This is a genomic window from Streptomyces sp. NPDC001599, assembly GCF_042893535.1.
Lineage (GTDB): Bacteria > Actinomycetota > Actinomycetes > Streptomycetales > Streptomycetaceae > Streptomyces.
This window is the reverse complement of the sequence record NZ_JBIAVA010000008.1, coordinates 329550-349325: the sequence shown is the minus strand read 5'-3', so window position 1 is coordinate 349325 and position 19776 is coordinate 329550. Positions and strand designations below refer to the sequence as shown.

General features: G+C 70.8%; 16 protein-coding genes and 3 pseudogenes. 12 read left to right on the top strand and 7 right to left on the bottom strand.

All coding sequences use genetic code 11. The annotated features are described in order from the left end of the window. The first annotated feature begins 1 nt into the window (after nucleotide 1). The 4 genes from ACFYZ3_RS22425 to ACFYZ3_RS22410 all read left to right on the top strand — a co-directional run bounded on the left by ACFYZ3_RS22425 (nucleotide 2) and on the right by ACFYZ3_RS22410 (nucleotide 7109). The gene (locus ACFYZ3_RS22425; RefSeq protein ID WP_388520463.1) at nucleotides 2–1945 is read left to right on the top strand and encodes a CHAT domain-containing protein; all 1944 of its coding nucleotides are present in this window, start codon (nucleotides 2–4) and stop codon (nucleotides 1943–1945) included. Then, a complete protein-coding gene (locus ACFYZ3_RS22420) occupies nucleotides 1942–3225 on the top strand; it encodes a hypothetical protein (protein WP_388520460.1) in 1284 nt (427 codons plus the stop codon). Before ACFYZ3_RS22425 ends, ACFYZ3_RS22420 begins: the two co-directional genes overlap by 4 nt. A gap of 259 nt (nucleotides 3226–3484) precedes the next feature. Beyond that, complete coding sequence (locus tag ACFYZ3_RS22415; RefSeq protein ID WP_388520457.1) at nucleotides 3485–5896, top strand: RICIN domain-containing protein; 2412 nt, start codon at nucleotides 3485–3487, stop codon at nucleotides 5894–5896. A 163-nt stretch (nucleotides 5897–6059) separates the two neighbouring features. Beyond that, the gene (locus ACFYZ3_RS22410) at nucleotides 6060–7109 is read left to right on the top strand and encodes a LacI family DNA-binding transcriptional regulator (protein ID WP_388520454.1); all 1050 of its coding nucleotides are present in this window, start codon (nucleotides 6060–6062) and stop codon (nucleotides 7107–7109) included. Between the two features lie 12 nt (nucleotides 7110–7121). Here the strand turns inward: ACFYZ3_RS22410 and ACFYZ3_RS22405 are convergent, their stop codons facing one another. Further along, on the bottom strand, nucleotides 7122–7886 hold the full coding sequence (locus ACFYZ3_RS22405) for a pectinesterase family protein (RefSeq protein ID WP_388520452.1): 765 nt from the start codon (nucleotides 7884–7886) through the stop codon (nucleotides 7122–7124). 165 nt (nucleotides 7887–8051) lie between these two features. Here ACFYZ3_RS22405 and ACFYZ3_RS22400 point away from each other — a divergent pair, with 165 nt between their 5' ends. After that, nucleotides 8052–8408, top strand: a complete 357-nt coding sequence (locus tag ACFYZ3_RS22400) for a hypothetical protein (protein WP_388520451.1) — start codon at nucleotides 8052–8054, stop codon at nucleotides 8406–8408. Here ACFYZ3_RS22400 and ACFYZ3_RS22395 read toward each other — a convergent pair. Further along, nucleotides 8394–10823, bottom strand: coding sequence for a glycoside hydrolase N-terminal domain-containing protein (locus ACFYZ3_RS22395; protein WP_388520449.1), 2430 nt, complete (start codon nucleotides 10821–10823; stop codon nucleotides 8394–8396). The two genes, ACFYZ3_RS22400 and ACFYZ3_RS22395, sit on opposite strands and share 15 nt — an antisense overlap. Before the next feature lie 304 nt (nucleotides 10824–11127). Here ACFYZ3_RS22395 and ACFYZ3_RS22390 point away from each other — a divergent pair, with 304 nt between their 5' ends. From ACFYZ3_RS22390 to ACFYZ3_RS22370, 5 genes and pseudogenes are all read left to right on the top strand, one after another. Further along, nucleotides 11128–12291 (top strand): GntR family transcriptional regulator, encoded by a 1164-nt coding sequence (locus tag ACFYZ3_RS22390; RefSeq protein ID WP_388520446.1) that lies wholly within the window; start codon nucleotides 11128–11130, stop codon nucleotides 12289–12291. A gap of 273 nt (nucleotides 12292–12564) precedes the next feature. Further along, nucleotides 12565–13734 (top strand): glycoside hydrolase family 28 protein, encoded by a 1170-nt coding sequence (locus ACFYZ3_RS22385; protein WP_388520443.1) that lies wholly within the window; start codon nucleotides 12565–12567, stop codon nucleotides 13732–13734. Nucleotides 13735–13825: 91 nt separating this feature from the next. Next, nucleotides 13826–14230: a hypothetical protein gene (locus ACFYZ3_RS22380; protein WP_388520440.1), complete on the top strand. Its 405-nt coding sequence runs from the start codon at nucleotides 13826–13828 to the stop codon at nucleotides 14228–14230. A 244-nt stretch (nucleotides 14231–14474) separates the two neighbouring features. Then, a complete protein-coding gene (locus ACFYZ3_RS22375) occupies nucleotides 14475–14909 on the top strand; it encodes a ThuA domain-containing protein (RefSeq protein WP_388520438.1) in 435 nt (144 codons plus the stop codon). Between the two features lie 26 nt (nucleotides 14910–14935). Beyond that, nucleotides 14936–15022: pseudogene (locus ACFYZ3_RS22370) on the top strand (IS5/IS1182 family transposase); the annotation flags it as partial. A 36-nt stretch (nucleotides 15023–15058) separates the two neighbouring features. Here the strand turns inward: ACFYZ3_RS22370 and ACFYZ3_RS22365 are convergent. Next, nucleotides 15059–15571 carry a PadR family transcriptional regulator gene (locus ACFYZ3_RS22365; RefSeq protein WP_388520435.1) on the bottom strand — a complete coding sequence of 171 codons (513 nt, stop codon included), beginning with the start codon at nucleotides 15569–15571 and terminating at the stop codon, nucleotides 15059–15061. A gap of 55 nt (nucleotides 15572–15626) precedes the next feature. On the opposite strand from ACFYZ3_RS22365, the gene ACFYZ3_RS22360 reads away from it, so the two are divergent. Beyond that, nucleotides 15627–16316: a cysteine hydrolase family protein gene (locus ACFYZ3_RS22360; protein ID WP_388520432.1), complete on the top strand. Its 690-nt coding sequence runs from the start codon at nucleotides 15627–15629 to the stop codon at nucleotides 16314–16316. A gap of 307 nt (nucleotides 16317–16623) precedes the next feature. Here the strand turns inward: ACFYZ3_RS22360 and ACFYZ3_RS22355 are convergent, their stop codons facing one another. Then, a complete protein-coding gene (locus ACFYZ3_RS22355; protein ID WP_388520602.1) occupies nucleotides 16624–17265 on the bottom strand; it encodes a hypothetical protein in 642 nt (213 codons plus the stop codon). Between ACFYZ3_RS22355 and ACFYZ3_RS22350 the strand changes: the two are divergent. Then, nucleotides 17230–17426: pseudogene (locus ACFYZ3_RS22350) on the top strand (IS5/IS1182 family transposase); the annotation flags it as partial. The gene ACFYZ3_RS22355 and the pseudogene ACFYZ3_RS22350 sit on opposite strands and share 36 nt — an antisense overlap. A 109-nt stretch (nucleotides 17427–17535) precedes the next feature. On the opposite strand, the gene ACFYZ3_RS22345 reads toward ACFYZ3_RS22350, so the two are convergent. From ACFYZ3_RS22345 to ACFYZ3_RS22335, 3 genes and pseudogenes are all read right to left on the bottom strand, one after another. Next, nucleotides 17536–17904 (bottom strand): VOC family protein, encoded by a 369-nt coding sequence (locus tag ACFYZ3_RS22345; RefSeq protein ID WP_388520429.1) that lies wholly within the window; start codon nucleotides 17902–17904, stop codon nucleotides 17536–17538. A 226-nt stretch (nucleotides 17905–18130) separates the two neighbouring features. Further along, a pseudogene (locus tag ACFYZ3_RS22340) lies at nucleotides 18131–18310 on the bottom strand (Tn3 family transposase); the annotation flags it as partial. Between the two features lie 48 nt (nucleotides 18311–18358). Further along, complete coding sequence (locus ACFYZ3_RS22335; RefSeq protein ID WP_388520426.1) at nucleotides 18359–19483, bottom strand: FAD-dependent oxidoreductase; 1125 nt, start codon at nucleotides 19481–19483, stop codon at nucleotides 18359–18361. Between the last annotated feature and the right edge of the window lie 293 nt (nucleotides 19484–19776).

Sequence of the window (19776 nt, the reverse complement as noted above, 5' to 3'; positions counted from 1 at the left end):
CGTGCCCGACGACGCCCAGGCGTTCGTGGACCAGGTCGTCACCGTCGTGCGCACCAACTGGGGCGGCATGCCGGACCACTTCGGGACCGCATGGCCGTCCACCCGCGCCACGATCGAAGATCTGCTGCACCGCATCGAAACCACCCCGGACACGGACCGCAAGAGCGTGCTGGCGATGCGTCTGGCCCTGCTCTTCACCGGTCACCCCACCATCGCCGCACAACTGCGCTCGGACGCCACCGCCCATCTCCGGGGCACCGGCGCCGACCGTCCGGTGGCCGGATCCGACGACCGCGAGGAGCCCCCGGCGGACCGCCGCCGGGTGCCCGCACCGTTCACCGAGAAGGAGAAGGAGGCGCTGGAGAAGGTCCTCAGGCAACTGACGGCGGAGGGGAAGGTGACGGAGGCCTCTGTCAACTCCCCCGGTGACGTGCTGACCGGGCCCCGTTCCCCTGCCCGCCTGCCGGGGGCTCCCGAGCCTCGCCACCTCATGGTCGAGCTGGCCGAACAGGCGCCGCCCGGCTGGGAAGTGCCCCTGCACGTCCAAGTCGTGCGGGCGGCTCACGAGTCGGTCAGCACCCCCTTGAGCCCTTTCACCGTCGCGGACGGCGGCACCCGCCTGGTGATCAGCGTGCACGCTCCGGGCCTCCTCACCCTCGGTCACCTCCAGCAGGAGCTGACGGTGAGCGCCGGTCAGGACTCCGAGGTCCTGCGGTTCGGGCTGCGCACCACGGTGGCCGGGCTGCACACCGTCATCGTGCGGGCCTACCTCGGCGGCTCCTGTCTCGGCGAACTCCGCGTCCAGATCTCCGTACGGGTCGACACCCCCGGCCGGGACGGCCCCACGCACACCGCCCCGCTGGCCCCGCTGACCACCGACCCGGGCGAGGCCACGCTGCAGGTCCTGCGGGACTCCGACGGCACGTTCTCCTTCCAGCTGTTGAGCGAGACGCGCTATGCCCCGGAGTCCTTCCACATGCGCGCCGGCGACCCGCGGGAGGCGACCGAGCGCATCTACGACGAACTGCGCCGCACCGCCGCCGCGTCCCTGCACCCGGGCCGGCTCCACCCCCGGCGGGCGCAGGACCGGCTGCGCGCGCTGGGCGCCGAGTTGTGGGCCGCGGCGGTGCCCGACGCGGTGCGCCGGCAGTTCTGGGAGGAGGTCCGGGACTTCACCTCCGTGACGATCCTGGGCGAGCACAACGCCGTGCCCTGGGAGTTGATGTATCCCGTCGACGGGAGCCAGGAAGGCGACGGCTTTCTCGCCGAGTGGCTGCCTGTGGTCCGCCAGGTGTTCGGCCAACCCAGAGTGAGCCGGCTCCCGCTGCCGCGGGCCACGTTCGTGGTGCCGCCGGGCTCGCCGCCCGAGGCCCGCCAGGAGGTCGAACAGCTACGGCAGCGGCTGCCGGACGCCGTGGCGTACGGGGGCATCGTCACCGACCAGGAGGCGCTCGGCGACCTCATCGACCAAGGGCTGGGCGGCCTGCTCCACTTCGCCTGCCACAACACCTTCGACAGCGGCGGGTCCCGGGTGGTCATGGCCGACGGCGACTTCACCCCGGTCGACCTCTCCCTTCCCAAGCAGCGGGGTGCGCTCCAGGCCACCCATCCTCTGGTGTTCTTCAACGCCTGCCGCAGCGCAGGTGAGATCGACTGGTTCGCCGGGACGCTCAGTTGGGGCTCGCAGTTCCTGCAGGCCGGGGCCGGAGCGTTCATCGGGTCTCTGTGGCCGGTGCGTTCGGACTCCGCGCTCACCTTCGCCGACGCGTTCTACTACCAGTTGGTCACCGAGGGGCAGCCGCTCGGGCGGGCAGCCCTCGAGGCCCGCCGCGTCACCCGCAGCGACGACGGCGATCCCACCCGACTCGCCTACGCGGTCTACGGCAGTCCCACCGCCCGCGCCACGCCTCCCCCGAGCCATGCCCAAGGAGTGCCTCTCCCATGACCGTTGACGCCCACGCCCGTCCTCCGGGGCATCTGAAGGACCCGGCCTTCGTCATCCACGGCGTGGCCCACCGCGACCGTGACGATTTCGCCCGGGAAGTCGCTGCCCTGCAGGACGCGGCCGGGGTGGAACTGGTCCCGGTCTTCTGGGGTGATCTGGGTGCCCAGGAAGAACACATCCGCGCAACGCTCCCCTCCACTGCAGCACTTCGCCGGTACCCCGCGGACGAGGGTCTGCGGGACGGCACCCCTGTCCCTCAGGACCCCGGCGCCCCTCCCCTGGCCCGCTCGGCCCTGCTCGACCACGGCCCCACCGCACTCGAACCCGCCGCCCGGCTGACCGCCGTCGAGGCGGCCGTACGCGAGCAGTACGCCTCCCCACCGGCCGACTCGGGTCTCCGGGCGGGCGGCCCGCCCTCCTCCGCCCCCGCGGTGGAGGACGTCCTCGAACTTCTGCGGGAGGAATGGCCCCGGACCGAGTGGCTGTGTCACGCCGACGACCCGGCGCTGCTCGCCGAGGTCGGCCACGCCCTGGCGAACGCCGTCTCGGACACCGCGGACATCGCGGAACGTGCGGGCGAACCCCTGGACGACTCCTACGACGGTCTTCGTGCCACTGCTCCTGAGGACGGCCGACTGCGCGCGCTGGTACGGCGCCGACTGCGCGACCTCGACCGGGTGGCCGGCGCGGCGATCGAGGCCGTGGCGGGCCGGCTGAACCACCTGCTGCGCAGCCGCCTGGGCCCTGCCACGACCCGGTTCCTGGGAGACGTGCTCGTCTACCAGCGGCATCAGGCGAAGATCCACGCCCGCGTGCGCGAGGCGATCGATGCGGTGGATCCGGCCCTGGGCCGGGGTCCGGACCGTCCGGTCCGGGTCGTCGCCCACAGCCTCGGCGGAGTCATCGCGGTGGACATGGCCACCGCCTCCGCACCACTGTGGACGAGCTCCCTGCTGACGTTCGGCTCCCAGGCCGCGTTCTTCCACGTCTGCGACCCGCGCGGCGGTCAACTCGCGCCCTACGCCGGCGGGCAGGGCGTCACGCTGCCGCCCTCACTGAGCCGCTGGACCAACCTCTGGGAACCCCTGGACATGCTGGCGTTCGCCGCGTCGACCGTCTTCCGCCTGCACGACGGAAGCACGCCGGTCGACGTGTCCCTCCCCCACGCGGCCTCGGACGGCCTGTGGACCCACTCCGCCTACTGGTCCCTCCCCTCTCTGGCCGAGGCCATCGCCACCGCCATGGGCCACGCCCATGCGGAGGACGGTGCCCTCGGCTGACGAACTCGCCGCCGTGCTCGGGCGGCCGGCCTCCCTGCGCGAGTACCCAGTGGAAGGGGCTGCCCGAAGGGCGGGATCGAGACAAAGGATCGCCCCTTTGTCATGTCCCTGGACGGCCAAGTCCGGGCGTGCTGTCATGCCAGGGGCTCCTTTCCAACGTTGTAGGCGCACACCCGTCCCGCCTGCGCGTCCGAACCGTGACCCCTGTCGCTCACGCCCGCCCACCGACGAGGGCCCCGCCACCGACCGGAGGATCCACATGTCCTTGCCCAGACGACGCCTCCTGCGCGACACCGCCCTGATCGTGACTGCGGCATCGGCCGTCCCCCCGTACGTCGCCGCGTCCGCGTCGGCGGCACCCGCGGCCCCGTCCGCCGCGCACCGGGCCCTGGCGCCGGACGCGCTGCTCAGGCTGCCGCCGGGCAGCATCGCCGCGCACGGCTGGCTCGCCGGTCAACTGAGGCTCCAGCTGACGGGACTGTGCGGCCGCTACGAGGAAGTCTCCCACTTCCTCGACTTCGCCACGTCCGGCTGGGTCCACCCGGAGAACGGCGGCTGGGAGGAACTGCCCTACTGGCTGCGCGGATACGTACCGCTCGCCATCGCCACGAAGGACCAGGACGCGCTCGCCAACGCCCGCAGATGGATCGACGCCGTCCTCGCCACCCAGCAGCCGGACGGGTTCTTCGGTCCCAGGGCCCTGCGCACGGCACTCGACGGAGGGCCGGACTTCTGGCCCTTCCTCCCCCTGCTCATGGCCCTGCGCACCTGGGAGGAGTACTCGGGTGACCGCCGCATCGTGCCGTTCATGACCCGCTTCCTGCGCTACATGAACGGCCAGGGCCAAGGTGCCTTCGACTCCAGCTGGGTATCGTTGCGGTGGGGCGACGGACTGGACATCGCCGCGTGGCTGCACCGCCGCACCGGCGACACCTTCCTGCTCGGCCTCGCCGGAAAGATGCACACCTACGGCGCCGACTGGACGGGCGACCTGCCCGACCAGCACAACGTCAACATCGCGCAGGGATTCCGGGAACCGGCCCAGTACGCGCAGCTGACGGGCGACCCGGAGCTGATCCGGGCCACCTACCGCACGTACGAACAGGTGCTGAAGGGATACGGCCAGTTCCCCGGTGGCGGCTTCGCGGGGGACGAGAACATCCGCCCCGGCTTCACCGACCCGCGGCAGGGCTTCGAGACCTGCGGCATCGTCGAGTTCATGGCCAGTCACCAACTGCTCACCCGCACCACCGGCGATCCGGTCTGGGCCGACCGGTGCGAGGACCTGGCCTTCAACCTCCTTCCCGCCTCCCTCGACCCCGCCGGAAAGGGCGTGCATTACATCACGAGCGCCAACTGCGTCGACCTCGGCAAGGACCGCAAGACCCAGGGGCAGTTCCAGAACGGTTTCGCCATGCAGTCCTACCAGCCCGGCGTCGACCAATACCGCTGTTGCCCGCACAACTACGGAATGGGCTGGCCGTACTTCAGCGAGGAGCTGTGGCTCGGCACGCCGGACGGCGGGCTCGCCGCGGCCCTGTACGCTCCCTGCGAGGTGACCGCCGAGGTCGGAAAGGGGGTACGGGTCGGGGTGCGGGAAGAGACCGACTACCCCTTCTCCGAGACCGTCCGGCTGACGGTCTCCACCGGACAGCGCGTTTCCTTCCCCCTGCTCCTGCGCATACCGGGCTGGTGTCCCGATCCGGAACTCGAGGTCAACGGCAGGGCGGTCGCGGCACCGCGCGGCCCAGCCTTCGCACGCGTCGAGCGCGCCTGGCGCGACGGGGACACGGTGACCCTGCGGCTTCCGCAGCGCACCGTACTGCGCACCTGGTCCGCCCAGCGCGGTGCGGTCGGCGTCGATCGCGGGCCGCTCAGCTACGCGCTGCGGATCGGCGAGCGCTACGAGCGCTACGCGGGCGGTGACACCTTCCCTGAGTACGAGGTACACGCCACCACCCCCTGGAACTACGGGCTCGTACCCGACGCCCCCCTCTCGTTCCAGCCGCTGGACGGCCCGGTCGCCGACAATCCCTTCACCCACGGCACCGTCCCCGTACGGATCACGGCGCAGGCCCGGCCGATCGACGGCTGGATCGCGGACACCGAGCGGGTCGTCGCACCCCTGCAGCAGAGTCCGGCCCGCAGCGACGCGCCCGTGGAGACGGTCACCCTCATTCCCATGGGGGCCGCGCGCCTGCGCGTCTGCGCCTTCCCCACCGCCACCGAGGACGGGCACGCCTGGACTCCCGAACCGCCGTTCCGGCGGATTCTGAACAAGCACAGCAGCAAGGTCCTCGCCGTGGACGGCATGTCGACCGCCAACAGCGCCCACGTCGTCCAGTTCGACAACTCCGGTACCGGCGACCATGCCTGGCAGCTGATCGACAAGGGCGAGGGTTGGTTCCTGGTGCGCAACGGGCACAGTGGAAAGGTGCTCGGCGTCGACAACATGTCCACCGCCAACAGCGCCCACGTCGTCCAGTACGAGGACAACGGCACCGCCGACCACCTGTGGACCCTGGAGGACCGCGGCGAGGGATGGTTCCTCGTACGCAACCGGCACAGTGGAAAGGTGCTCGGCGTCGACAACATGTCCACCGCCGACAGCGCCCACGTCGTCCAGTACGAGGACAACGGCACCGCCGACCACCTGTGGCGGTTCGTCTGACGCTGCCGGCCACGTTCCGTGCTCCGTGGGCGCCGCACAATCTCCTTGTCAGCGGGAAGGCTCGCGACGTATAACGATGCGAGCCTGGCGCGAGCCTTCCCCCTGGGCGCCAGGAACCGGTCCGCGGCCCCGGGCAGACGGTCGGGTGGCGGAAGGAACATCGATGCGGGTCAGCCTCAAGGACGTCGCCTTACACGCGGGGGTGTCCATCAAGACCGTCTCGAACGTCGTCAACGACTACCAGCACGTCACACCCGCGATGCGCGCCCGGGTTCAGGCATCCATCGACGAGCTGGGCTACCAGCCGAACCTCACGGCACGTCACCTGCGCAAGGGGCGCACCGGAATCATCGCTCTCGCCCTGCCCGAACTCGGCAATCCCTACTTCGCCGAACTCGCCACCGAGGTCATCAACGCGGCGGCAGAACACGACTACACCGTGCTGCTGGACCACACCCGCGGCAGACGGGACCAGGAGATCCTCGTCAGTCGGGGATTCCGGACACGCGTGATCGACGGTCTCGTGCTCAGCCCCATCGAACTGGAGGCGGAGGATCTGCGGTCGCGGACCGAGCAGGTGCCGCTGGTGCTGCTCGGCGAACGGGAGTACGGCCTGCCCTACGACCACATCGCCATCGACAACGTGGCCGCGGCCCGTGCCGCCGTACGGCACCTCATCGGGCTGGGGCGCAGGAACGTGGCGTTCATCGGTGCCCGCCGAGGACACAGCCAGCCCGCGCATCTGCGTCTGCGCGGGTGGCGCGACGAGCTCGACGCCGCCGGTCTCGTCGCGGATTCCCGGCTGGTGGCCGCGACCGACGGGTGGGAGCACGCCGACGGCGCGCGGGCCATGGCCGGGCTGCTGGACTCCGGCCTGCGTCCGGACGCCGTGTTCGCCTACAACGACCTCATCGCGATCGGGGCTCTGCGCGCCGTGTCCGAACGCGGACTGCGGGTGCCGGAGGACGTCGCGGTGGTGGGCTTCGACGACGTGGCCGAGGGACGGTTCGGGGCGGTGACCTTGACGTCCGTCTCACCCGACAAGGCGGCGATCGCCCGTATGGCGGTGGAGTCGGTCCTCGCCCAGCTGAACGGCGGGGAGCAGCGAGGCCGGCGTATCCGGCCGGGCTACCGGCTGGAGAAGCGGGAGAGCACGCTGGGAACGTCGGGTGCCCTCGCTCACTCACGGGGTCCCACGCCTCCTGCCGGTTGAGGAGGACCTCGCTCACCTCGCCTCCGGCCCGGCGTCGACGGTGCGGATGTCGGTGGCGTCCAACTCGCGTGCCGCGTGGAACAACTCGGTGCGGGGGGGCGGCGCGCCGGCAGTTGAACCTGTCGGGCTGCGGCAGCACCCGGCGCGGGCAGTGCCTCTGCTCGGGCGGCACGTCGGCCATGGCGGAGTCGCCGTTGAGCAGTTGTTGTTCGGGTGGCCGATCACGGTACGGCCGGCGCCGGCGCCGCGCACCGGCAGGTGGGGCCGCGACGGGCCGACGTGGACGAGCTCCCGGTACGTGCCGGGTGCCACGTCGATGCGGACCTCGCCGCGGTTGCCCTCCGGCACGGAGTCGACGGCGCCCTGGACGGTGCAGAAGTCACCGCAGCCCCGGGCGTCGACACGCAGGTGCCGGATGCCGGAGCGCGGGGCGTCCGCGGTCCGGAAGCGCCACTCGTTCGGCGAGGTGATGCCCCGGTGGCCGAGGAAGAAGCCCGGGTCCACGGTGACGTGGTAGCGCTGTCCGGGCTTGCGGGTGCGGTGCAGCAGGACGGTGGCGGTGCGGCCGGTGACGACGACCGGCTCGTAGTTCCAGCGGTGCGGTTGGCCGTAGTCGGAGCGTGCGTCGGCGATGAGGCGCTGGTACGTCGCGGGGTCGGCCAGGTCAACGGTGTCCACGGCGACGCCGTCGGCGCGGTGCGCGGTCAGGCGCCCTTCGGTGCCGAGCCGGACGGCCGAGTCGAAGGTGAGGCGCAGTGGTGTCGGCGCAGACGGCACCTGCCGTGCCGTTCGGCGCGAGTGCGACCGGCCGGCCGCCCGCGGTACCGGCCCCGTTCGCCGTGGCGGAGGGGCGTCGGCCACCTGAGCGAGCAGGACGCGAGGACGGGACCGGCGCGCAGGATCGGGCGCACGCGGGAAACGAGCTGACGGAACATCGATCGCATGGGAACGACGCTTCACCCCGGCATACCTGTCGAACGCGGCCCGCTGGTCTACTGCTTCGAGCAGACCGACCAGCAGGGCGGCGTCCCGGTCGACCACCTGGCGCTGTTCCGGGACGCCATGTTCGAAGAGGTCACGCACACCGATCTGGACGGCGTCGGCCCCACCGTGGCACTGCGCACCCGGGCGGCGGCCGTCACGGGCGGGCACGAGGCGGGGCTCCCCTACCGCACCGCCGGCGGCCCGCACGCCGCGGACACCGACCGTCCCGTCACCGCCACCGCGGTGCCCTACTTACAGTGGGACAACCGCGGCGACGGCGCGATGCGGGTGTGGATGCCGCTACTGGGCGGCTGAACGCAGCCGGTACCGGCCGTTGCGGCGCGTGCCGAACGACACGACGCACTCCTCGGGACGGTCGGCCTCGGCACCCTCGACATCCACCGGGTGCGGGGTACGGATCCGCAGCGGATTGCCGAGCAGGGAACGCACCTCGGCGTGCGCGACCCCGCCCGCCGTCCACTCCAGGTCGACCTCGAAGCCGCCGCGGGCCCGCAGCCCCCGGAAGGAGCCGGCGGGCCACGCGTCGGGCAGGGCGGGCAGCAGCGCGACCTCGCCGGCATGGCTCTGCAGGAGCATCTCGGTGATCCCGGAGGTGCCGCCGAAGTTGCCGTCGATCTGGAAGGGCGGGTGCAGGTCGAACATGTTGGGCGCGGTGCGGGCGGGGACCAGCAGGTTGGTCAACCGCTTGTACGCCTCGGCTCCGTCGAGCAGCCGCGCCCAGAAGTTGATCTTCCAGGCGAGTGACCATCCCGCACCGGCCTCACCGCGCAGCTCGAGCGTACGCCGTGCCGCCGCAGCCAGTTCGGGACGGGTACGCGGGTTGATCTCCTCACCGGGGAACAGGCCCCACAGGTGCGAGATGTGCCGGCTGCGCGAGAGGGCGGCGTCCCCTTCGTAGTCCTCCAGCCACTCCTGGATCTGACCGAGGTGACCGACCTGTGTGGGGGCGAGCCGCTCGCGGGTCACGGAGACGGTACGCCGCATGCCCGGGTCCTCGCCCAGGGCCTCGGACGCGCCCTCGAACGCGGTGAAGAGCTGCCGCAGGATCTGCATGTCCATCGTCGGGCCGGCGCACATGCTGACGTTCTCGCCGTCGACCTCGTGGTGGCCCACCTCGGGCGAGTGCGACGGATTGGTCACCAGGTGGCCGGACTTGGGGTCTTCCTGAAGCGTGTCGAGGAAGAACTCGACGGCGCCCTTCAGCATCGGATAGTGCTGCCGCAGTGTGCGCTTGTCGCCGGTGTAGAGGTAGCGCTCCCAGATGATGCCCGCCAGCCAGGCGCCACCGGTGGGCCACACCCCGTAGAAGGCGAAGTCGACCGGCGCGGTGCCGCGCCAGCCGTCGGTGTTGTGGTGCACCATCCAGCCCTTGGCGCCGTACATCTTCCGCGCGGTCTCGGCACCGGCCTCGGACAGGTCGGACACGAGGTCGAACAGCGGGTCCCAGCACTCCGCGAGGTTGGCCGGCCCGGCGGGCCAGTAGTTCATCTCGAGATTGATGTTGAGCGTGTACTTCGACTCCCAGGCAGGATTCAGGCTGTCGTTCCAGATGCCCTGCAGATTCGCCGCGTACCCCGGGCTGCGCGAGCTGGAGATCAGCAGGTAGCGACCGTACTGGAAGTACAGGGCGGCCAGTGACGGATCGGTGTCCGGTTGCTTGCGCGCGATGCGCTCGTCGGTGGGCAGCAGGGCGGCCTCGGAGGTGCCGAGGTCGATGTCGACCCGGCCGAAGAGAGCCGTGTAGTCCCTGACGTGCGCCTCGCGCAGCACCCGGTACGGTTTGGCCGAGGCGCGCTGGAGATGGCGTCCCGCGGGCGTCTCCTGGTCGCCGTCCGCGTCGCGGTAGCTGCGGTAACTCGTACCCATGGAGATCAGCAGGGTCACCGCGTCGGCGCCGTCGACGATCAGCCGGCCTCCCTCGGTGCGCACCGTTCCGCCGTCGGCCTCCGCCCGGGCACGGGCCTGGAAGCGCACGGCGCCCGGGCGCCCCTCCCACGCGGTGCTGATGCCGTCGAGCCGGATGGTGGCGGCGCCCGCGGATCCGGTGGTGCTGTCCTGCGGGCTGGAGAACTCCGCCTCGAACGAGACCGAGGCACGCCGGTCGGCACTCAGCCGCATGACGACGACCTGGTCGGGCAGGCCGGCGAACACCTCACGGGTGTGACGCACCCCGTCCCTGACGTAGGTCACCTTCGTGATCGCCGTGGTCAGGTCCAGCTCCCGGTGATAATCCGTGTACTCCTCCGTCCCCGGGAACACCAGTCGCAGGTCGCCCACCGGCTGATAGGGCGCCTGTTCGCTCGGGGTGCCCATGAAGGCCTCGTCGGCCAGCCTCTGCGCCGCACCCCACTGGTCGTCGAAGACCAGCCGTCTGATCTCCGGCAGCGCCTCCAGCGCACCGGGCGGGTTGTAGTCGTGCGGGCCGCCGGCCCACACACTGTCCTCGTTCAACTGCAGGCGCTCGGTGGCCACTCCGCCGAAGACCATGGCGCCGAGCCGACCGCAGCCGACCGGCAGTGCCTCCAGCCACACCTCGGCCGGGGCCTGGTACCACAGCCGCAACGGATTGGAGCCGTGGCCGGTCCCCGGCGCGCCCGGTACGGGGTCCGCCGCGCCCGGTACGGCGTGCGCGGCACCGGCGTCCAGCGCGACCGCCGCCGCGGATGCTCCGGCCGCTGCCAGGACGTGTCGTCGGGACAACTCGGACATGGGGGTGCCTCCAAGTGCGTCGTGAGAGCTGCGGTACTCGTGCTGTCGGCGCCGTCGGCCCGAGTGCGACGGCGCCGGTCTCGCTCGGGAGCCCGCGCGGGACGCGGACGTGCCATGGATCGGACGTGTCATCGTTCCCGGGCGTGCACACCATCTAGTGGGTCACTGATCGAGCAACGATAGTTAATATGTTCGTGCCAATGTGGCGTCAATATGTGAGGCTGAACCTGAAGTTGATGACGCCGTCGAAGCCTTCGCCCACGGCGTCCGAGTCACAAGTTCGCGCATCCCAGGAGGTGCGGCAATGACCGTTCCTGATCCCCCGGCGTTCGTCCAGCTCAGCGCGGAGGACCGGGCCGCCCTGGCCGGCTTCTCGCAGCAACCGCCCGGCGCGGTCCGGCTGCGCAGCCGGATCGTCCTGGCCTGTGCCGAGGGGCTGACCAATGCCGAGATCGCCCAGCGACTCGGGGTCAGTCCCGCCACGGTGGCCAAGTGGCGGGACCGCTATCTGAGCCGGGGCATCGCCGGCCTGCGCGACGCCCCTCGCGCGGGGCGCCCGCGCAGCGACACCCGGCAGGAGGCGGAGGCCCAGGTGGCGGCCGTACTCGAACAGGCGCGGGACGGCGCGCCCGTGCCCTCCACCCGCGCCCTGTCGGACGCCCTGGGCCTGTCCCAGTCCACGGTCGCCCGGATCTGGCGGGAGCAGCAGGACAAGCTGCCCGAGCCGGCCAGGCCACGCAACAGCCGGCCCCGCCGGGAAGCCGGCCGGACGGGCGACGGCCCCGTGCCGGGCGCGCCCCGCGTGCCCCGCCAGTTGCTGTCCGACCACGTGTACACCCAACTGCGGGACTGGATCGTCGGTGGGCAACTCGCCCCAGGCCGACGCCTGGTGGAGGCGGAGATCGCACGCGGCTTCGGCACCAGTCAGGCCCCTTGCCGGGAGGCGATCAAGCGGCTGGCGTACGAGGGGCTCGTCATCTCCCAGCCGCATCGGGGCACATACGTCGCACGGGTCTCCGAGCGTCAGGCGCAGGACATCCGGGACATCCGGGTGATGTTCGAGGAGTACGCGGCCCGCCGGGTGGCGGGCCGGCTGGACGCCGAGCACACCCGGCTGCTCAGCGACGACGTGACGCGACTGCGCCGGGCGGCGGCCAAGGACGACATCGGCGCCTTCCGCGACGCCGACATGTCATTTCACCGCCATGTGTGCGAGGCTGCCCGCAACGCGGCGCTGATCCGCCTGTGGCGCATGATCGAGTCCAGCCTGTGGGACCTGCACGTCCTGGGCGACCCGCGCTACGCCGGCGGCTGGGGCGCGATGGCCGAGCACCACGCCGAACTCCTGGACGTCCTGCGCTCCGGCGACCCCGACGTCGCCGGACCGATGTTCGCCGACCACGCCGCGGGCGAGGCAGCACGGTACCTGCCCGACCAGTCCGGGGCCGGCACTCCGCCCGGGCCCTGAAGCGACCGCCCACCACCTGCGCGCCACCTCACCGAGGGGCAACAGCGTGAGTGATCCGGCACGCAGACAGCTTCTCCGCCTCGGCGCCCTGGCGGCCGCCGCCGTCCCCCTGGCCCACGCCACCGGCGCGGCCGCCGCCGGCCGGGGCCGCCCGCACTTCCCCGACGCTGGTTCCCCGTCACCGACCACGGGGCCGTCGGCGACGGCGCAACCGACTGCACGGCCGCGATCCGTGCGGCGGTCCGGGCCTGCCACGCCGCCGGCGGCGGGCATGTGCTGATCCCCGCCGGCCGCTGGGCCACTGGTCCGATTCACCTGCTCAGCGGTGTGGACCTGCACGTCGCCGAGGGCGCGACCGTGCTGTTCAGCACCGACCCGGCCGCCTACCTGCCGGTCGTGCGGACCCGGTGGCAGGGCATCGAGGTCCTCAACTACTCCCCCCTGATCTACGCCTACGGCCGGCACGACATCGCGGTCACCGGCCGCGGAGTGCTCGACGGGCGCGGCGACAACGCGCACTGGTGGCCGTGGAAGGGTTCCGGACAGTACGGCTGGAAGCCCGGCATGCCCCACGAGCGCACGGACTGGGCAATCCTGGAGGAGTGGGGCGCGCGGGGCGTCCCGGTGACCGAACGCGTCCTGGGCGGCGGGCACTTCCTGCGCCCCAGCTTCATCCAGCCCTACGCCTGCCGGAACGTCCTGATCGAGGGCGTCACGCTGCGCAACTCCCCGTTCTGGAACATCCATCCGGTGCTGAGCCGGCACATCACCGTGCGCGACGTGCGGATCGAGTGCGAGGGCCCCAACAGCGACGGCTGCGACCCCGATTCGTGCGAGGACGTCACCGTCGAGCGCGTCACCTTCGCCACCCACGACGACTGCATCGCCATCAAGTCCGGCCGCGACGAGGACGGCCGACGGGTCGGCGTGCCCTCCCGGCACATCCGCATCCAGGACTGCGTGTACCTCAGCGGCGGAGCCGCGGTGGCCATCGGCAGCGAGATGAGCGGCGGTGTCTCGGACGTGGTCGCCCGGCGGCTGTACCTGCCGGCCGACCCGAACCTGGACGAGGCCTCCGTGGCCTCGGTCCTCAACGTCAAGTCCACCCCCACTCGCGGTGGTTACGTGCGGGACGTCCGCGTCACCGACGTCGACGCGCCGGGCTGGACGTATGTGCCCTTCGAGGTGACCTTCCAGTACGCCGGCGGAACGGGCGGGAGTCAGCCGGCCGAGGTGTCCCGCCTCTCGGCGGAGCGCTGGTCGGTGGGCGGCCGATGCGAGTATCCGGTGCGCATCCGTGCGCTGCCCGACACACCGGTCAGCGGTGTCCGCCTCGACCGGCTCACCTTCCGGGACGCCGCGCAGGACATGCTGCTCCAGTCCGTCGGGGACCTGTCGGTGCACCGCGTGACGGTCAACGGCCGGCCGGTGGGTGCCGCATGACGAAGGCCCGCCCAGCCCGTGCCGTCGTGGTGGGCACCGGTTCCCGCGCCCAGTTGTTCACCACCGCCCTGGCCGGGCACCCGCGTTTCGGGTGTCGGCCCTGTGCGACCCGAACCCGGCGCGGATCGCCCATCACCAGCGGCTGCTCGCTCAGGCGGGCGAACCGCAGGCCGCGGTCTGGCGTCCCGGTGACTTCGAGCGGCGGCTTCGCACCGACGGCATCGACGAGGTCGTGGTCACCACGGTGGACGCCCAGCACGACGCGTCCATCGTGCCGGCGCTTCAGGCCGGATGCCGGGTCGTCCCCGTCGGGCTCACCGTGGTCCGGGTGATCGCGGACGGCGGCATCGTCCTCGGCGACGCCCCAGCCCGGGCATCGAGGTCGACGAGGAGACGATCGCCGCCCGGGCCGAGCCCGGGCAATGGGCCGTCCCTCCCGGCCCGCACGTCCGTCCGGCCGACGCCGGTCCGCGGCTCGTGCCGCAGACCGGCGTGAGAAGGGATCTCGACATGAGAACGCGAAGGGTGCTGGTCGTCCGCGGCGGATGGGAGGAGCACGACCCGTTCGGCTCCACCGAGATGTTCAGGCCCTGCCTGGAGCGGGCGGGGTTCGAGGTCTCGGTCAGCGAGGACCTGGCGGTCTACGACGACACCGATCTGCTCGCCGCCACCGACCTCGTCGTGCACTCCTGGTCGGGAGGCGAGCTGAGCCCGAGTCAGGAGGTCAACATGTCGCGGCCGTGGAGGCGGGCACGGGCTTCGCCGGGTGGCACGGGGGCGTCATCGGGGCGAGCGTCCACAACGCACGCTACCTGCGGATGGTCGGGGGCCGGCTGCTGTGGCCCCCCGACCGTTTCCAGGAGTTCACCGTGCGCATCGCCGCCATGCCGGACCGGGACGGGGTGATCACCAGGGGCATCGACGACTACGACGTCGTCACCGAGCACTACTGGGTGCTGACGGACGCGCACAACTCGGTCCTGGCCACGTCCGTGCTCGTGCCCGGAACCACCGGCGCGTGGGACGTCCCGGTCGAGTTCCCCGTGGTGTGGACGCGCCGCTGGGGCGCTGGACGGGTCTTCGTCTGCGCCCTGGGCCACGGCGTCGCGGACCTCGAGGGGCCGCAGACGGCGACGATGGTCGGCCGGGGGCTCAAGTGGGCAGCGCGCACATGAAGTACGTGCAACCGACGCCCGGCTGAGGGCGCGTCTGGCCGGGCGAGGCGATCGGCCAGTCCCGCGGCGGACCGACCACGAAGATCCACCTCGTCTGCGACGGTCAGGGGCGCCAACCGAGAACGGGCGAGGGACCCGTCGGCGCATCGTCAGTCCAGCACTTCCCTCAGCCAGGAACGTTCTGCGCGGCTGGTGGCGCGGGCGATGGTGAGCATGCCGCGGCGGTAGGGGTCATCGGTGTCCTCGACGCCCAACAGGCGGTCACCGTCGTGGAAGAAGCTAGCCGGTTGTTCCAGGAATTGCAGTCGGCGGCGCAGTACCGCGTGCTGGTCCGCGGCGTCGGGAAGCTGAGAGAGAAAGGCCAGGACCGTGAAATACCGGGTGCCGTCGCTGATATCCAGGCCGTCGGCATCCCGCAGCCGTCGCAGTAGGTCGCAGCGGCCGGTGCGGGTCAGGCTCAGCGTGTGCCGCTGGGCGGCCGAGGCGCCCGGTTCGGCACGTCGCTCCAGCAGCCCGGCGTTGACCAGCCGGGTGATCGCCGGGTAGAGGCTGCCGTCACTGACGGGCCGTGCATGGCCGGACAACTGCGCTATCCGGTGGCGCAGTTGGTAGCCGTGCAGCGGGCCTTCGGCCAGGAATCCCAGGATCGCGAGTTCGAGCATGCTGCTACCCTCGCACATCGAAGCGAGGTACCTCGAATCGATGCAGGAGGCAGGGATGACGTATACCGAGGAATGGGTGACCGCGCGGGCACGGGCTGCCTACGAGCACGGCCGGGCATCGTTCGATGTCAAACCCGAGCGGACGGCACTGCTGGTCATTGACATGCAGGATGAATTCGTCCGGCCCGGTTGGAGCCCCTACTGGGTGCCCGGGGCGACGCGGATGGCGCCCCGGCTGCGGCAGTTGGTCGGGGCATGCCGGGACGCCTCCGTCCCGGTGATCTGGACCATTTTCGACGACACGCATCTCGGCCTGGACCGGCCGCACGCCCTGCGCCACCTCCCGCACGCCGGCACCGACTGGCGTCGCCCCGGCCCCGCCGAGGTCTGGGCCCCGATGGGCCACCGCCCGGACGAGGCCCTGATCCGCAAGCCGTCCTACGGTGCGTTCTACGACACTCCGCTCGACACGATGCTGCGCAACCTCGGCCGCGACACGGTCGTCGTCACGGGAACGCTCACCAACTACTGCTGCGGCACCACCGCCCGACAGGCATATGAACGCGGCTACAAGGTCGTCGTCGGATCCGACGTCACGGCCACCGACGACGAGTCGCGGCAGGAACCAGAACTCGCCGTCCTGCGCAAGGGATTCGCGCTCGTCCTGACCGCCGAGGAAATCACGGACCGCCTGACCACAGACACACACGTGCCAGATGGTGGAGACCGGGCGAGCGTTGCCTGATGCGGCACTGGAAGAATCCAGAGCGGCCTCGTCCGGCCCACCCCCGACGGCTGACTATTCGGGGAAGGCGCCGTGGCCGTGATCGGGCGCGTCCCGTGATCGGGCCAGTGAGAGCCGGGGTGCTCGGCCCTGCTGCCGGATTGCCTGCACGCTGAGCGGACCTGGATCACCAGGGCTCTCTTCAACATCAGCCCTTCCCGCCGGTCCAGCCGGTGCTTGTGTTGGAGGCGCACCGGGCCGGCAAGATCCGCCGGCTGGGCACGGTGTCGCTGCCCAAGACGGCGAACACAGCGCGTTAGCCGGACACCTATGGCCGGTAACCCCTGGCCACAATCTCGTGTGCGTACTGGTCGTCCGGGCCGATGTCTTGGACTGCCTTCTGGGCTTCCTGGACCCGACCCGTCTCGCACATCAGTCGCACAAGGACGTACAGGGCGCCGCGGTCCCCGTCTCCGGCTCGGACACGCAGCGCCGCCTCCATACCGCGTTCTCGAAGCGACCTGTTCAGTCTTCGACGTGCGTGACTATCCGTGAGTGCGCGCTCCGTAAGTTCTGGAATCCGATCCGCTCGGGCCAGCAGATCCATGTGCCACAGATGGTTGTCGTGCATGTCCGGATCGTCGGAGTAGCACTCGGCGTGAGCGCTTACCAGCGCGATCGCCGCGTCCCATTCTTGAAGCTGTTCCGCCGCCCGAGCCCGCTCCAACCAGTCCACAGGACGAGTATCGCCTGCCGCCCCACCGGACAGCGCCTTCGTGAGGACAACAAGCCGCTCCGTCATTTCGTCGGTTCGCTCGCCCTCGGCCGGCCCGGGTGGACGCAGGCAGACCGGTAACCGAGGAGCTTCTTCATTCTGCTTCGGCAGCTTGCCGGTTGGCCCGACACAGGGTTGAACTCCCTGGTAGACGGGTTTTCCGCAGGTCGCCAGGCCCTGCTCGCCCTCGCCCACCCCGCGACGATCACCCCTATGTGCAGCTCGCGGCCGGGTCCGGCGTGGGCACCACCACTGCCTACCGTGCGGTCCGGGCGGCGTCGATGAAGGCGTTCGTCCTTCTGGACGGGACACTGTTGCCGATCGACCGAATCGACGCCTACCGGCCCTCCTATTCGACGAGGACTACTGGCGGGCCCGAACGGGACTGACGAACGTCGAGGCCATTACAGGAGAACGGTCTCCACCACAGTCAGCCCACGACCAGCACAAGCACCCGGACCAGCGTCACTGAGCCGGGATCGCCTGGGTGAGGTTCACCGGGTTGCCGTCCGGGTCCAGGATATGGGCGACGCGCTGTCCCCACGGCATGTCGTTGGGGCCGCTGCGGACCGAGCCGCCCAGCGCCGTCACCCGGCCGAGCATCTCGTCCACGTCGTCGACACCGATGCTGAGCAGGATCCGCGGTGCCGCCCCGGTCCCCGGGTTCGCCTTGGTCACCAGCCCGAGGTCGGTGTCGCCGATGCGCAAGCCGAGGTAGAAGGCCGGGCCTTTCGCCGGTACCCGGAAGATCTCCTCGGCGCCGAACAATTTCGTATAGAAGCCGAGCAGGACGTCCTGGTCGGCAGTGATGATCACTGGCTGGATGGTGGACATGGCACTCCTGTCGAGAACGGTTGTGTCGCTGGGTAGACCGCATGAGGACGGTGAACTCATCGGCAAACCGCCTGTCAGACCGGTACGCGCCGCATACCTCGCCCATGAGCGGGAGGCAGAGCGCCGTGTCGAACACTGGCTGGCCGGGATCATTCATGCAGGGAGGGAGTCTCCGGGGAAGCCGTGGCACGTCGGCGCGCGGCGGCACCATGCGTTCCTCCCCCTGTTTGAGCGGGGAGCGCCGAGCGATGTCTTCGTCCCCAGATCTCGTGGCTCTCGGCCTGGAGCCGGGCGACGGCGGCGTCGATCTGCTGTGTCGTCCAGAGCACGACGGCATTGAGGGCCGGGCTGCCAGGCAGAGCGCGCCGAGTCGGTCCTCCGTGCCGTCGCGGTACGCCTGGTGGACGTGCTCTTCCGGCCCGCAGGGTCCGTGGCGCGATCGCGAACCGAGGTGTCAGAAGCGATCGAACAGAGTGACTACGCTCTGCGGCGCCTCCTCGCCGAAGAACACCTTCAGGTTCTGCGCCGAGCGGCCGGCGGAGTCGCTGCTGCGTGGGAACAACTGCTCTTCGTAGGCGGCGAGCGCACCCTCGATGTCGGGCTGCTCCGCCAGCTTGTTCGCCAGATCCGCTCCGTCGAACATCGCGAGGTTCGCGCCTTCGCCGGCGAAAGGGGACATGAGATGCGCGGCGTCGCCGACGAGCGTCACGCCGGGTGACCGGTCCCAGGTGAGTCCGACCGGAAGCGCGTAGATGGGCCGGAGCCACAGTTCTGCGTCGCTCTCAGTCACGAAGGCGGTGAGCAGGGGCGACCAGCCGTCGAATTCGTCGGCGAGCCGACGGAGGCCCGTGGACGGGTCACCGAAGTCGATCGACCTCACCCACTCCTCGGGCTTGTTCAGCGCTGCGTACCCGCGTACTCGCCCGTCGGCGCAACGGTGGGCGATGATGCCTTTGCCCGGCGCGACCGCCATCAGCGTGCCGCTGCCGATCGCAGCCACGCTTGCCCGACAGTCCTGGGCACCCCCTGCGCCGAGAGCGATCTCGATGAAGCAGGTGCCGCTGTAGAGCGGCTTGGCGGGCGTGAGCAGTGAACGCACCTTCGACCAGGCGCCATCCGCGCCGACGGCGAGGTCGGCGCTCGCGGCGGAACCGTCCACGAAGGTGAGTTCGTGGCCGCCTTGCGGACGGTGCCGTATCGAAGCGAGCTTGTGCCCCCACCTGATCGTCCCAGGCGCCAGCGAGTCGATGAGCAGGCGCCGCAGCTCGCCCCGGTCCACCTCTGGGCGGGCCGAACCGGGGTCCGCAGGCTCGTCGAACAGGATCGTGCCGTGGCGGTCGACCACGCGCTTGGCGTCTTCGCCCGGGCGGACGAGCTTCAGGAACTCGTCGTGAAGACCGGCGGCGCGAACCGCGACCTGCCCGGTCTCTTCGTGGATGTCGAGCAGGCCGCCCTGCGTACGGGTCCTCGCCGAAGCCTCAGCCTCGTAGACAGTCGCGGCGATGCCGTGAGTTTGCAGTACTCGGGCGAGCGTCAGTCCGCCCAGCCCCGCTCCGACGATGGCGATGGTCTTCTGCATGCAGCGCTCCTCGGTTGCGTCGGCACAGGCCGACGATGGTCTGCCGGGAAGCGGACGAGATGTCCAGTCCCGGCAAGGAGACGCTCAACGATCAGAAGGATCTGCATCGATGTACGGGCGATGTCCCGCGGCGAACCCGCGGAACTTCGCTTTTCGCGACACTGTGACTATAACTCGGGATCCCCTTGTCCCGGGATCCCTTCGCAGCAGCCCGGTCCGTTCACCTGCGGCGCTCCCGGGCAAGATCACGAAACGAGACTGCCGTGATGACCGTCGCCACGTTCGAGGAAGGG